The organism is Streptomyces sp. NPDC057438, assembly GCF_042802995.1.
Taxonomy (GTDB): Bacteria; Actinomycetota; Actinomycetes; order Streptomycetales; family Streptomycetaceae; genus Streptomyces.
Window position 1 is genome coordinate 30280 of record NZ_JBHVDD010000020.1, and the last position, 13829, is coordinate 44108.

The 13829-nt window shown below is 74.5% G+C and carries 11 protein-coding genes and 1 pseudogene; 5 read left to right on the forward strand and 7 right to left on the reverse strand.

From position 1 onward, the window contains the following. Positions 1-50: 50 nt before the first annotated feature. Together ACFU5F_RS14195 and ACFU5F_RS14200 are read right to left on the reverse strand one after the other, a co-directional pair. Positions 51-194 (reverse strand): annotated as a pseudogene (locus ACFU5F_RS14195) (GntR family transcriptional regulator); the annotation flags it as partial. A gap of 98 nt (positions 195-292) precedes the next feature. After that, positions 293-973 (reverse strand): DUF4232 domain-containing protein, encoded by a 681-nt coding sequence (locus ACFU5F_RS14200; protein ID WP_383886625.1) that lies wholly within the window; start codon positions 971-973, stop codon positions 293-295. A 385-nt stretch (positions 974-1358) separates the two neighbouring features. Here ACFU5F_RS14200 and ACFU5F_RS14205 point away from each other — a divergent pair, with 385 nt between their 5' ends. Continuing rightward, on the forward strand, positions 1359-3317 hold the full coding sequence (locus ACFU5F_RS14205; protein WP_383886627.1) for a serine/threonine-protein kinase: 1959 nt from the start codon (positions 1359-1361) through the stop codon (positions 3315-3317). 64 nt (positions 3318-3381) lie between these two features. On the opposite strand, the gene ACFU5F_RS14210 is transcribed toward ACFU5F_RS14205, so the two are convergent. From ACFU5F_RS14210 to ACFU5F_RS14230, 5 genes are all read right to left on the reverse strand, one after another. Continuing rightward, positions 3382-3876 carry a hypothetical protein gene (locus ACFU5F_RS14210; protein ID WP_383886629.1) on the reverse strand — a complete coding sequence of 165 codons (495 nt, stop codon included), beginning with the start codon at positions 3874-3876 and terminating at the stop codon, positions 3382-3384. Positions 3877-4029: 153 nt separating this feature from the next. Beyond that, a complete protein-coding gene (locus ACFU5F_RS14215; RefSeq protein WP_383886631.1) occupies positions 4030-5595 on the reverse strand; it encodes an FAD-dependent oxidoreductase in 1566 nt (521 codons plus the stop codon). Next, on the reverse strand, positions 5592-6320 hold the full coding sequence (locus ACFU5F_RS14220) for a class I SAM-dependent methyltransferase (RefSeq protein ID WP_383886633.1): 729 nt from the start codon (positions 6318-6320) through the stop codon (positions 5592-5594). Before ACFU5F_RS14220 ends, ACFU5F_RS14215 begins: the two co-directional genes overlap by 4 nt. A gap of 80 nt (positions 6321-6400) precedes the next feature. Next, the gene (locus tag ACFU5F_RS14225) at positions 6401-7636 is read right to left on the reverse strand and encodes a lycopene cyclase family protein (protein ID WP_383886635.1); all 1236 of its coding nucleotides are present in this window, start codon (positions 7634-7636) and stop codon (positions 6401-6403) included. 278 nt (positions 7637-7914) lie between these two features. Next, entirely contained in the window at positions 7915-8541 is a 627-nt protein-coding gene (locus tag ACFU5F_RS14230) for a sigma-70 family RNA polymerase sigma factor (RefSeq protein WP_383886637.1), read from the reverse strand. 337 nt (positions 8542-8878) lie between these two features. On the opposite strand from ACFU5F_RS14230, the gene ACFU5F_RS14235 reads away from it, so the two are divergent. Genes ACFU5F_RS14235 through ACFU5F_RS14250 form a run of 4 tightly spaced genes read left to right on the forward strand, consistent with a single transcriptional unit; the run spans position 8879 to position 13789 of the window. Further along, complete coding sequence (locus ACFU5F_RS14235) at positions 8879-10207, forward strand: polyprenyl synthetase family protein (protein ID WP_383886639.1); 1329 nt, start codon at positions 8879-8881, stop codon at positions 10205-10207. Beyond that, positions 10204-11748 carry a phytoene desaturase family protein gene (crtI, locus tag ACFU5F_RS14240; protein WP_383886641.1) on the forward strand — a complete coding sequence of 515 codons (1545 nt, stop codon included), beginning with the start codon at positions 10204-10206 and terminating at the stop codon, positions 11746-11748. The genes ACFU5F_RS14235 and crtI overlap by 4 nt, the downstream gene beginning before the upstream one ends. After that, the gene (locus tag ACFU5F_RS14245) at positions 11745-12788 is read left to right on the forward strand and encodes a phytoene/squalene synthase family protein (protein ID WP_383886643.1); all 1044 of its coding nucleotides are present in this window, start codon (positions 11745-11747) and stop codon (positions 12786-12788) included. The genes crtI and ACFU5F_RS14245 overlap by 4 nt, the downstream gene beginning before the upstream one ends. After that, a complete protein-coding gene (locus tag ACFU5F_RS14250) occupies positions 12785-13789 on the forward strand; it encodes a DUF5914 domain-containing protein (RefSeq protein WP_383886645.1) in 1005 nt (334 codons plus the stop codon). Before ACFU5F_RS14245 ends, ACFU5F_RS14250 begins: the two co-directional genes overlap by 4 nt. The last annotated feature ends 40 nt before the right edge of the window (positions 13790-13829 follow it).

Consider the following 13829-nt stretch of genomic DNA (forward strand, 5'->3'; position numbering starts at 1 on the left):
CCGTGGCGCCGTCGTCGGACCGCCGGCCCTGCCGCTGCCAGGCCGTTGAGGACATGCTGGGCCGTGGCGCGGCTGACGCCGTACTGGGCGGTGAGGTCCTTCTCGGTCGGGAGCCGTGCGCCGGGGGGCAGTTCCCCGGCGCGGATCCTGGCTTCGATCTCCCGCCTGATCCGGACGTACAGCGGTGCGGTCATGAGGGGTCCGTGGAGGTCGGAGTCCGTCCAATGACCGTACGACCGTACGATTCGTCAATCGTCGGGTCAATTGCCCGGACGATGCCGATCCCTGACGATCAGTAGGTGAGCGCGTCCTCGGCCGTGCCGAAGAAGCTGGTGACCTGGCCGTCGTTGACCGTGACGGGGCCGTCCACGATGGTCACGGTCGCCGGGCTCTCGGCGGCGGTGAGGGCGACTTCCACCTTGTCGGCGCTCTTGCCGCCGGCGGTGTCGGCGCGGGCGAACAGGATCCCGGCGTAGGCGGTCTCGCCGGGCTTCATGATCCAGTCCTTGCCCTCGGGGCCCATGTGCTCGGCGGCGCCGTCCAGCCCCGGGATCGTGATCACCAGGTCGTCGGCCGGCAGCAGGCACGGGTCACCGCTCTTGTTGGTCGCGGCCAGCAGGGCGTGGTTGACGAGCTTGGAGGCCACGGTGACCTTGTAACTCAGGTCGGTCGTCTCGCACATGCCCACGCCGCCGTCCTGGTCGTCGTCGGTCCCGGGCTCCGAGGTCGCCGGGGTGCCTTCGGCGCCACCGGACGAGTCCTCGCCGTCACCCTCGCCCTGACCGGCCGTCGAGGGCTTGTCGGTGTCCTTGCCACCGCCCTTGCCGCCCTCCGTGGCGGACGGGCTCGCCGTCGTGCCCGGGGCGGACGCGTCCTGGTCGGTGTCGCCCTTGCAGGCGGTCAGCGCGAGGATGCCGAGCGAGAGAACGGCGAGTACGGCGGTGGTGCGGCGTGAACGAGCTGCGTAAGTCATGAGAAGCCCCCCGGGAATCAGAATGTCCGGTGATAGTGCCGCACGGGAACGGCGCTGTGACCGGCTGACATCGAGAGGAAACCGTCCTCGAACGGATTTGTGACACTGTGACGGTGCTACCCCGGTAGGGGGCGTGATGTCGCCCTCTTCGATGCGTCCGCGCGCCCCCTACGCTGCCGCGCGCCCTGTGGCGGTCGGTGGACGGCTGGTCAGAATGTCACCTCGGCTCACGGTTCTCGGCTCCCGGTGATCGGAGCCGGCGCGGCACGGGGGCGCGGGTCTTCCGGCCGTGCCGCGTCCGTGGCCCCGCCCCGACCCCCGGTCATGGCTCCCGGCAGACGGCGTGGCTGTCTCCGGGGCATCGACGGACGGGTGAGGGTGCAGCGTGGTGGAGCCGCTTCGGCATGGCAGGGACCCTGGGCACGTCGGCCCGTACGAGCTGATGGGCCGTCTGGGCGCGGGCGGCATGGGCAGCGTCTACCTCGCCCGCCGGAGAGGCGGCGGTCTGCTCGTGGCGCTCAAGACGATCCGGGCCGAACTCTCGGCGGAACCCGGATACCGCGAGCGCTTCGCCCGTGAGATCGCGGTCGCGCGCGCGGTCCGCAGTCCGCACACCGCGCAGCTCGTGGACTTCGACGCCGAGGCGGACGTGCCCTGGCTGGCGACGGAGCTGGTCCACGGCCCGAACCTGGCGGACGTCCTGGCCACGCACGGGCGGTTACCCGACAGCAGTGTGCGTGTCCTGGCGGCCAGCCTGGCGGAGGCGCTGACGGCGATCCATGCCGCCGGGATCGTGCATCGCGATGTGAAACCGTCCAACATCATCCTCGCGGAGACCGGGCCCCGCCTGGTCGACTTCGGGGTCGCCCGGTCCGTGGGGCAGGTCGGGCTGACCGCGACGGGCCAGTTCGTCGGCAGTGTCGTCTACGCCTCCCCGGAGCAGTTGCTCGCCCAACGGGTCGGTCCGGGGAGCGACATGTTCTCCCTCGGCGTCGTGCTCGCGCAGGCGGCGGGCGAGCCCGTGCTCTCCGCGCAGGGCACCCCGCTCGCCGCCGACTCCGTCGACGGGCGCGCCCTCTCGCCGGCCTCCCTGCCGCCCGACCTGCGGACGATCGTACGGAAATGCCTGACCCGGGACCCGGCCGGCCGTCCGTCGCCGGCCGAGGTCCCCGCCATGCTGACGGCGCTGCCGCGCCCGGACGGCCATGGCACCTACCGGTGGCTCCCGGACTCCGTCGCCCGGTCGGTGCGCCGGAGTTCGGAGGGCCTGCTGGCCGTCACCCACCCGCCGACCGCACTCGATCCGCGGTCCGCACGCACGCACCAGCAGCCGACGGCGACCGCGCACGTCACCTTCGCGGGCCCCGCGGCCGCGCATGCTCCCACCAGCCCGATCGACCCTCTGCGAGGTCCCGCGCCCGTCTCGGTCCCCGGCAGGAGGCTCGCTCTCACCGTGGCCCTGGTGCTGGGGGCGAGCCTGCTCGTCGTGGCGGGTGTGTCGCTGGCCCGGCAGGGCGACGGGGGAGGGGGCGGGGGAGCGGCCGCCGCGCCGACCGCGACCGTCACGGCCTCGGCCTCTGCCTCGGCCGAACCGTTCGGTGACGCGAAGCCGTCCGGCGGGACCTCGCGGCCCGGGAGCGACAGCACGCGAGCGGGCACCCCGGCGGAGCAGGTCCGGGCACCGTCGGCGGCACCACCCCGGCCGCCGACGTTCACCGCGGGTGCGTGGGGGGTGTCCCGCTACCGGGACCCCGTGTACGCGGCCACGGTCACCCGCGTGAAGGCGGACGGCCATCAGCTGGCCGTCTCACTGCGGGCACGGGGCGAGGCCGATCTGCGCGCGGCGGACACCAGCTGTCTGGTGGTGCGGGGAGCGGACGGGACGTTCACGGTGCGTCCGACCGCGTGGGACGCCGAGACCGCGCGGCCCGGAGCCTTCGACGGGACGCTCACCTTCCCGCTGATCGTGTCCGGCACATACGCGCTGCGCTACTCCTGCCAGGGCGACTACACGGACGCCGAACTGGGCACCGCGACGGTGCCCCGTATCGGCATCTCCCGCTACAGCGACGAGTTCTTCGCCGTCGTCCTCACCGCGGACCGCACGTCCGCCGGTCTGCAACTGGTCTTCGCGTCGGCCGGAGACTCCACGCTGCGGAACCCCCGGACATCGTGTCTGAACCGCAGCGGTACACCGGAGCGCCCGAGGGACGTCCGACTGGACCGCAGCGACACGACCCTGAACCACTTCCACTACGGCGTCATGGACTTCGCCTCCGGCACACCGGGCAGCAGCTTCACCTACTCGTGCGCCGACGACTACAGCGCCGTGGCCCTGCCGTGAGGGACACACGCCCTGAGGCGGTGCCAGGAACGCGGGCGCCCGCGTCGGGCCGGCCGGAGCGGCATCACCCGCGCCGGTCGAAAGGTGCGGTCGGGCGGCGGGTGTCCGGGCTGTCGGGGGCGTAGGTGTGGTCCGGGTGGCCGTGGGTGCGGCGGGACTCCTTCATCTCCGCCTCGTACAGGTGGTCGCGTCCCGCGGCGAGGCGGTCCACCGCTTCGCGCTCCAGGTCCTTGAACGCCTGGTAGTACGTCCGGTCGTAGGCCTCGACGATCTGGAACGTCCAGTGGCCCGGAATGACGTTGCGTCCCAGGACCTCCGTCTCGACGCGGCGCGCCCACTCGTGGTGCCCCGCCTCGCGGAGGAGGGACGTGGCCCGGTCCAGCTCCAGGTCCGCCGTTCCGGTCAGCTGGTGGAAGGAGAACAGGTGCCCCCGGGCACGCTCGGTGGTCTCCAGGGCCTTGGACAACGAACCGAGCGCCTCGACCGTGGCGTCGCTGAGGCCCTCCGGACGCCGATGCGACCCGTCGGGCCCGTCAGCCTCTTCGTGCGGGCGTGTCATGGTCGGCCAGCCCCTTTCGCGTGCGGCACGTGACCGGCGTCGCGGCAGGACCACAGGGGCCCCACCGGCACCGTTCCGTGCGGGTGCCCACGGGACGGCCACCCATGCGGGGGCCGCCCCCTGACCTGCCCTTCGTGCTGCCGGGGATCGCGCCTACGTCGTGCGGCGTTCGAGTCGCGCGAGGCCGCGGAGCAGCGGACCACGGCCCCGGTCGGGCACGGTCCACAGGGTCTGGCCCCTGACCCCCCACCGTTCGAGCAGCGCGTTGGCGGCGAGGAATCCGCTCGTGGCCGCGCGCTCCATGAGGGCGACCGGGAGGCCGGTGCGGACCAGGTCCCCGGCCACCACCAGCCCGGGATCGCTGGTGCGGACGGTGGGCCGGTCGTGGTACTCGCCGACCGGGAACAACGGGCAGTCGGCCCGCCACTCGTGCCGTTCGTCCAGCACGGTCGCCTCACGCGTCTCCGGGTAGACGCGGTGCAACTGCTCCAGCAGACGTTTCTGTTCGACGTCACGGGGTGAGCGGTCGGACAGGGCGTAGGCGTGCAGTTCCACGACCGAGCCGCCGGTGCGGGCGGCCCAGCGCGCCGCCTCGCCCTCCCAGCGCTCCAGGACGCTGACGTTGTCGAGCGTGCCGTAGCCGCTGGTGCCCAGGAAACCGGGACGGTCGGCGGCGACGGGCCGGTCCAGCCACAGGCGGGAGACCAGGAACGGCGGCGCGTTCCGCAGGCTCGCCACCCGCGCGCGCCACGCCGCGTCGGCCAGGCGCGGGGAGCGTCCGGCCAGCGAGCGGAGGCCGGCCGTGTCCAGGGCCAGGACGACGGCGTCGTGGAACCGCTCCTCCCCGTCGGCGGTGACGACGAAGCCGCCGCCGGCCGTGGGCTCGACCGTCTCGACCGGGGTCCCGGTGCGCAGGCCGGCGCCGTGGCCGCGCAGATAGCCGGCGAGGGGGTCCCACAGGGCGGTGGGGAAGGGCTCGTCGGGCACGTCGAACAGCAGCCCCTCCGACGAGCCGAGGAAGTAGATGTGGAACATGAGGACCATCTCGGCCGCGGACAGCTCACGGGGGTCGGCGAAGAAGCTGCGGGAGAACACCTCGAAGGCGAGGTGCTGCGCGGCCTCGGGGAAGCGGATCGCTTTCAGGAGATCGCGGGCACTGACGTCGTCGAGACGTTCGTAAGCAGCCGGGACCCGGACGTCCAACAGGGGCAGCGCGGCGACCGGGTTCATACGGATCAGGTCCCGCAGGCCGAAGGAGGGACTGAGGGCGACGAAGCCCAGCGCGCTCCACGGCGGCGTGCGCGGGACGTGCCGGAAACTGTCGTGGAGTCCGTCTGCGTGCCGCAACGGGTAGTCGGGCAGCCCTTTCAGACGGGCGAGACCGGGGTCGGTGCGCCGTAGCAGACCACGCAGGTTGTAGTACTGGCGGAAGAACGCGTGGAAGCCGCGGCTCATGGTGACGGTCGTGCCGTCCGACAGGACGGTGGACCACCCGGCCAGGCGCCCGCCGAGGTCTGCTTCCCGTTCGTACAGCGTGACCCGCGTGCCGCGTTCGGCCAGGGCCGTCGCGGCAGCCAGTCCGGCGATGCCGCCCCCGACGACGCCGACGGACGGGGCACGGGCCCCCGTGAAGCGCGGGGCGCCCGGTACGGCGTCCAGCCTGCGGGCCCGCCTGTCCCTGCCGTGCCTCGTCGCGCCGGTGCTCAGGGCGGTCCTCATCGGCCGTCCTCGGCGCCGGCCGGCCGGCGGGCGACGATCGTGTGCGTGATGCCCGTCTGCCATCCGGGCAGAGGCAGCACCCGCACGGTGTCGAAGCCATGGGCGCGGACCCGGTCGGCGAAGACCTCCGCGGTGTCGAAGTCCACGACGCTGCGCCACAGATGGCGGTACAGGTCTCCGTCGCCGAGGAGAGCGGCGACGGGCAGCACCATGCCGCGGCACACCCCCGTCCACACCGCCCGGTGGGTGGCCCGGCCGCTGAGGGTGTACTCGTGCACCGCCAGGCGCCCTTGGGGTGCCAGGACCTCGCGCACCGTCGACAGGACGGCGTCGGGGTCGGCGACGTTCCGGAAGAGATAGGCCGCGAACACCGCGTCGAACGGCCCCTCCGCACCCGCGTCCACCAGACGTTCGGCGGGCGCGCGCACGAAACGCACCCCCTCGCGCCAGGGTTTGCGGGCCGCCCGCTCCAGCATGCCCGCCGAGGCGTCCACGGCGGTGATCTCGGCACCGGGGAGCACGGCGCTGAGCGCGGCGGTGGACGCACCCGTGCCGCAGCCGAGGTCCAGCACGCGCAGGCCGGTGCCGGGCCGCGGCAGACCGAGACGGCGCGCCGAGCGGCGCAGATGCGCGTGGTAGCCGGGGTTGGCGGCCACCAGTGTGTCGTAGCTGCGCGAGGCATGGTCGAACGCGGCGGCCAGGTCCTCGTCGCGGAGCAGGGTCATGCGGTGTCTCCTCGGCTGGTGCACGAAGGTCGGGCGGGAGGGCGGACGGGATCGGGCGGTGGGTAAGGGCGGCGTGCCGTTCACGGGTGGCCGGGACCACCGCGCGGGAACGCTCTGCCGGGGTCGGCCTGTGGGGCGGGCCTGCGGGGCAGCCAGGACAGCTCCGCGGCGGAGCGCAGCATCGGCAGGACGGGCGTGCGGATCCCGAGCGCGAGATCCTCGCGGAGGCGGGTCTCGCCGTCCAGGAAGCGCAGCAGCCGCTCCGCCGGCACACGCGCGAACAGTCGTGAGAAGAAGGCGGCGCCGTCGACCCGGCCGCTGTCCAGGGCTCTGAGCAGTACGGCGTCCATCGCGCGGGAGCGCGCCGGGTGGGCGGGGGGCGGCAGCGGGTGTCGGCCGGCACGCAGCGCGGCGGCGACCGCCCGTGTCTGGCGCTGGATCGCGGAGAAGGTGTAGCCCGTGGACGGCCGGGTGGCGCCGCCGGCCGCGCCGATGCGGAACACCGAGGGCCCCGACCGGCGGTGGAAGCGCGCGTCGGTCATGGGGATCATCCCGGTCTCGGTGGAGACGACCGTGAAGTCCCCGAGTCGCAGCACCTGATCGGTGTAGCGGCGCAGCGCGGTGTCGTACGCGTCGGGGGAGAGCACGGCACGGGAGAACTCGGTGTACTCCACGAGTGCGCGGCGGCTGTCGGTGGGCAGGACGTAGCCGAAGGCGAGCCCGCCGGGCGGCTGCATGACCCGGAAGTCCATGAACTCCACCGTGCCGCGGTCGAACACGGGCCGCTCGGCGCGGACGTACCAGCCGTGGAAGTGCTGCAGCAGGGTGGTGCGGGCGGCGGGCAGACTCCCCAGCGGCCGGGAGTCGAAGACCCAGCGGGCGCGTACCGTCACGGGAGCGCCCTCGCCGGTACGGGCCCGGATCTCGGCGCCCCCGGTGACACCGTCCACCGTCTCGACCGCCGCTTCGACACGGCGGACCTCGTCGCTGCGGGCCAGGTCGCGGCCGACGAGATCCTCGAAGTCGTCGGAGCGGATCATCTTGTACGTCAGGGGCGCGATGTCCCGGTCCAGGAGCCGCCCTTCGGGTGTGCGCACCCGCAGCCGCCGCCAGACGGCGCTGAGGGCGGCGTCGTACGGGCCCGGTCCCTCCTCCCAGAAGCACCACGTACGGACCGGGGGGCGCAACGGTCCCGGCGGGGCGTCCATCAGCAGGACCGAGAGGCGGCGGTCGCCGGGAGTGCCGCGGGACAGCCGGTGGGCGAGGGAGAGTCCGGCCGCTCCCGCGCCCACGATGGCCACGTCAGCCTTCAGCACCTGCGGCTCCCTCCCTGTCCGGCCGCACCGGCGGAACGCGTGCGGCCGTCGGCCTCTTGTCAGCTTTCCGCGCCGGGGGCCGGGGCGGATGCAGGCTCGACCGGATTGTCGGCCGGATTCTCGGCCGGGTGGAGGGTGTGCGGGGGACCGGGAGTGCGGGGCGCATGGTCTGCGTGTGCCCCGGGGAAGCGGCCCGCACCGGGTTTTCGAGTCGGGGGCGTTGGTCCGTAAGCCTGGCCAGGCCCATGCCGTTCATCTCGCACCGATCGTGGAGCGTATTACGCCGGGTGATCGTCGGCGCCGCCCTCCCGGAGGCTGCGGCCCAGGCGCTGCAGTCCGCGCCGGGCGTGGCTCTTGACGGTGCCCAGCGGCCAGCCGGTGACCTCGGCGATCTGGGCCTGCGTCAGGTCGTCGTAGAAGGCGAGGGTGAGCACTCGGCGCTGCGGGGCCGGAATCCTGGCGAACTCGCGGCCGATCAGAACCCGGTCGAGCACGGCGTCGGGCAGCGTGTCGCGGTTCACGGGGGCCTCAGCCATGCGTGTTCCGGCCGCGGCCACGAGTTCGGCCTGCCGCGTCCGGGCCGTCAGGGCGTCGGCGATCTTGCGCCGGGTGATGCCGACGAGCCAGGCCCCCAGGGCGCCGCGCTCGGGGGCGTAGCCGGCACGTCCCCGCCAGGCGGCGAGGAACACCGACTGCCGGACGTCCTCGGCCTCCCGGGCGTCGCCGAGGGAGCGCCGGGCCAGGGTGTACACGAGCGCGCCCCACCGGTGGTAGGCGGCGGTCAGGCACCCCTCGTCCCCGGCGACGAACCCGGTGGCCAGTTCCTCCCGCTCCAGGGAGTCCTCCGCCGGGGCCCGGAGCGCGACGCCGTCGTGGGTCTCCTCGGCGGTCTGCTGTGCACTCATGGTGTCTGCTCCTTGTGCGGTGCGGGATGTGTCCGTGGCACCCCGCGGGGGTGACGGGCGGGCCTCCGGGGGCACCCGTGCCGTCCGCGTCGGGCGCGCGTCGCTCGGCTCCGACGACTCCTCCACCCTGCGAGAACAAGAGAAGGGGCCACAACTTGCATCGCCTGTGCAGCGCTTTGCGTAGGAACGGGGAGACCTCGTCGCGACCTCGTCGCACAAATGGCCCTCGGGCCCCGCACGGACCGCACCTTTTCACTCCTCCGGCGCATCCGCGGGCGCCCCTGCCGCGGAAGGCGTTGAGGCAGGTACCGCTGTGTCGGCGACGGAAGGAACCGTGATGGGCCCCAGCGACGCGAAGGACCACCCTGTGGCAGCGTCACCGCCCGCGACCCGCGCGGCGCCGCCGGGCGAGCCCGCGAGCGGCGACGCCGGGGGCCGGAGCGCCCCATCCGGCACCCGGCGGGAGGAGCACCCGCATCCGTCGCCCGGCGCGGGCGGACCGCACACCGTCGACGCCGACGTCCCGGGGGCCGTGCGCCGCGTGCTGGAGAACCTGCTGGCGGAGCGTACCGAGCGCGCCACCGCCCTCGACCCGGTGTTCGCGGCGGACCTCGCGGAGCGCGTCGCGCGGTTCGCCCTGGACGGCGGGAAGCTCATGCGGCCGCGCTTCGTGTGGTGGGCCCTGCGCGCGTGCGGGGGAGGGGCCGCCGAGACCGAGGCCGCCCTGCGCGTCGGCGCCGCGCTCGAACTGATCCAGACCTGTGCGCTGGTCCACGACGACGTCATGGACGGCTCCCGGCTGCGTCGCGGCCGGCTCGCCCTGCACGCCGACATCGCCGCGCAGTACGCCGGCGGCATGGCTCCCGCGGACGGGGCGCGCTTCGGCGAGGCCGCCGCGATCCTCGCCGGCGACCTGGCCCTGGCCTGGGCGGACGACATCGTCGCGGCCACCGTCACCACGCCGGAAACCGACCGCGCCGTCCGCGAACTGTGGAGCACCATGCGCACCGAGATGGTGGCCGGGCAGTACCTGGACATCCAGGGCCAGGCCACCTCCTCCAGGTCGCTGGCCCGCGCCATCCGCGCCGCCTGCCTCAAGAGCGCCTTGTACTCCGTGGAGCGTCCGCTGGCCCTCGGAGCGGCCCTGGCGGGCGCGGACGCCGCACGGACCCGGGCCCTGTGTTCGGCGGGCCGGTGCGTCGGCATCGCCTTCCAGCTCCGGGACGACCTCGGCGACGTCTTCGGCGGCCCGCGGCACAGCGGCAAACCCACCGGGGGCGACATCCGGGCGGGCAAGCCCACCTATCTGGTCGCCGTCGCCCAGGCCCGGGCCGAGGCGGCCGGCGACCGGCATGCCCTGACCGTGCTGCGGGAGTCGCTCGGCGACGCCGACCTGCCGGAGAGCCGGCTCGCCGAGGTCGTCGACGTCCTCGTCCGCACTGGCGCGCGCGACCTCGTCGAGGCGAAGATCGACCGGTTGGTCGCCCAGGGCCTGCGCCACCTGGACTCCGCCCCGCTGGAGACGGAGGGCCGACTGCGCCTGCGGGAGCTGCTGCACACCACCGCCGGCAGCCCGCCCCCGGCGCCTCCCTCCGCCGCGCGCGGGCCCGCGGACGGCCTGCCGGTCCCGCTGCTGCCGGGCGCCGTCGAGGAGGTGGCTCGGTGAACCGGACCGTTCCCGGGCGCACGGACCACGTCGTGGTCGTCGGTGCCGGACTCTCCGGCCTGGCAGCCGCCCTGCACCTGCTCGGCGCGGGCCGCCGGGTCACCCTCGTCGAACGGGACACGACGCCCGGCGGGCGCGCCGGACGCCTGGTGCGCGGCGGCTACCGCATCGACACCGGCCCCACCGTGCTCACCATGCCGGACCTGGCGGACGAGGCCTTCGCCGCGGTCGGCGAGAACCTGCGCGACCGGGTCGACCTGATTCCCCTGCACCCGGCCTACCGGGCCCTGTTCGCCGACGGCAGCGGCATCGACGTGCACACCGACGCCGACGCCATGGAGGCGGAGGTCGAACGCTTCGCGGGCGCCGAGGAGGCCGCCGGCTACCGGCGGCTGCGCGGCTGGCTGGAGAAGCTGTACCGGGCACAGCTGCGACGCTTCATCGACACCAACTTCGACTCCCCCTTCCAGCTGCTCACCCCCGACCTCGCCCGGCTCGCCGCACTGGGCGGCTTCGGCCGGCTGGACGCGGGCATCGGCCGCCACCTGCGCGACGAACGCCTGCGCCGCGTCTTCTCCTTCCAGGCCCTGTACGCCGGGGTCCCGCCGGCGCGGGCGCTCGCCGCGTACGCCGTGATCGCCTACATGGACACGGTGGCCGGTGTCTACTTCCCCCGCGGCGGCATGCACGCGCTCCCGCAGGCCATGGCCGACGCCGCCGCCGGGGCGGGGGCCGACCTGCGCTTCGGGCAGGAGGTCGTCCGGCTGGAACGCTCCGGCGACCGCGTCACCGCCGTGGTCACCGCACAGGAACGCATCCCGTGCGACGCCGTGGTCCTCACCGCCGACCTGCCCGCCGTCTACGGCCTCCTCGGACGCACCCCGCGTCGCCCGCTGCGGATCCGGCACGCGCCGTCGGCGGTCGTCCTGCACGCCGGCACCGACCGCACCTGGCCCGAACTCGCCCACCACACTCTGTCGTTCGGGGCCGCATGGCGGCGCACCTTCGACGAACTCACCCGCACCGGCAGCCTGATGAGCGACCCGTCGCTGCTGATCACCCGCCCCACCGCCACCGACCCGACCCTCGCCCCGCCCGGCCACCACCTCCACTACATCCTGGCCCCCTGCCCGAACACCGACATCGGACCGGACGCCGCCGCCTGGGGCGACCTGGCCCCCCGCTACCGCGACAGCGTCCTGCGGGAGCTGGAGCGGCGCGGATTCGACGGCATCGCCGCCGCGGTCGAGGAACAGGCCCTGGTCACCCCGGCCGACTGGCACGCCCAGGGGCACGCCGCGGGCACCCCCTTCTCGGCCGCCCACACCTTCGCGCAGACCGGCCCGTTCCGCCCCCGCAACCTCGTGCGCGGCACCGCGAACGCCGTACTCGCCGGCTGCGGCACCACACCGGGCGTCGGCGTGCCGACCGTCCTGCTGTCCGGCAAGCTCGCCGCCGCCCGGATCACCGGACGGCACGCGGCCCCCGTACCCCGGCGCGCGCGCACCGCGCCGACCGCACCGGAAGGACCCACCTCATGACCGCCCGCGAACTCGACGCGGCGGGCATCACCGAGCCGGCCCTGCGCGACGCCTACACGTGCTGCCGCCGCCTCAACGCCCGGCACGGCAGGACCTACTTCCTCGCCACCCGGCTGCTGCCCGTGGAACGCCGCCCCGCCGTGCACGCGCTCTACGGCTTCGCCCGCTGGGCCGACGACATCGTCGACTCCCTCGACACGGACCTGCCACGACACCGCCGCGCGGCCGACCTCGGCCTCCTGCACGAGCGCCTGGAACAGGGCCTGCGCGACGGCGACAGCACCGAGCCGGTCGTCCTCGCCCTCGCGGACACCGCCCGTCGGTACGCCATCGACCACCGGCACTTCAGCGACTTCATGGCGTCCATGCGCAGCGACCTGGAGGTCACCGACTACCCGACCTACGACGCCCTGCGCGCCTACACGCACGGCTCCGCCGCGGTCATCGGTTTGCAGATGCTGCCGATCCTGGGAACGGTGGTCCCGCGCGAGGAGGCCGCCCCGCACGCGGCCGCCCTGGGGCTCGCCTTCCAGCTGACCAACTTCCTGCGCGACGTGGGCGAGGACCTCGACCGCGGCCGTGTCTACCTGCCCGCCGACCTGCTGGCGGCGCACGACGTGGACCGCGAACTGCTGTCCTGGAGCCGCCGCACCGGCCGGGACGACGGGCGGATCACCCGGGCGCTGCGGGCCTTCGAGGACCTCACCCGCGGCGTCTACCGCGAGGCCGCTCCCGGCCTCGCCATGCTCGACCCCGTCTCCCGGCCGTGCATCCGTACCGCGTTCGTGCTCTACGGAGGCATCCTGGACGCCGTGGCCGACGACGGGTACGCGGTGCTGCACCGACGGGCCGGGGTCCCCCGGCGGCGCCGTGCGGCGGTCGCCGCCGACGGGCTCGTACGCGTGACGGCGGCCCGGCTGCGAGGGCGGGCCGGGGCCCGCAGGACACGGCCTCCGGCGGCGGCCGTGCCGCCAGCCGCCGGACAGTTGCGGGCCGGCGTGAGCACCGCACCGAACCCGCTGCCCGAGGAGGTCGCGTGAGCCCCCGACGTCCCGTCCACCGTGGACGGTACCCCCTGTCCCTCCGGCGCGAGCCGGTGGCCTGGGAACGGCAGCGGCCCACCTGGCGCGAGGCCCGCCCGGCCGTCATCGCCCACGCCCTCAAACGCGCGCAGGCCCGCCCGTCGGGCAACTGGTACGTCGTCGGCGCGACCCGGGACCTCCGCGAGGACCGGCCCCTGGCCCGCACTATCGCCGGCCGGGAAGTGGTGCTGTGGCGCGACGCGGACGGCCGGCTGGTGGCCGGTCCCGGAGTCTGCCCCCATCTGGGCGCGCCGCTGAAGGACAGCCCCGTGCGCTGCGGCACCCTCGTCTGCCACTGGCACGGACTCGCCCTGCCCGGATCGTCCTTCGCCGGCTGGGATCCCCTGCCCGCCCACGACGACGGCGTGCTGGTGTGGGTGCGCCTGGACGACGTGGGCGGCGAGGCGCCGCTCGACGCCCCCGTCGTACCGGTGCGGCCGGCCCCCGCCGCGTCGCTGTCGGCGGTCTACGTCGGCATCGGCACCTGTGAGCCGGAGGACGTGGTCGCCAACCGGCTGGACCCGTGGCACGGCGCCTGGTTCCACCCGTACTCCTTCGTCGACCTGACCGTCGCCGACGTACCCGCGGGCGAGGAGGACGCCTTCGTCGTCGACGTGTCGTTCAAGCTCGCCGGGCGGCTCGTCGTACCGGTGCGGGCGGTGTTCACCGCGCCCGAGCCGCGCACGGTCGTCATGCACATCACCGACGGCGAGGGGCAGGGGTCGGTGGTGGAGAGCCATGCGACGCCGCTGGCCCCCGACGACCTGGGGCGGCCACGGACGGCGGTGGTGGAGGCCGTGGTGGCGGCGTCGGACCGGCCGGGGTTCGCGGTGGCGCGCAGGGCGGCCCCGCTGCTGCGGCCGCTGATGCGGGCCGCCGCGGGCCGGCTGTGGCGCGACGACCTCGCCTATGCGGAGCGGCGCTGGCACCTGCGCTCCACGGGACGCTTCCCCGGCTGAGGGAGGTGACGAGGGCTGGCCCTCGTGTGCATCCGTACGG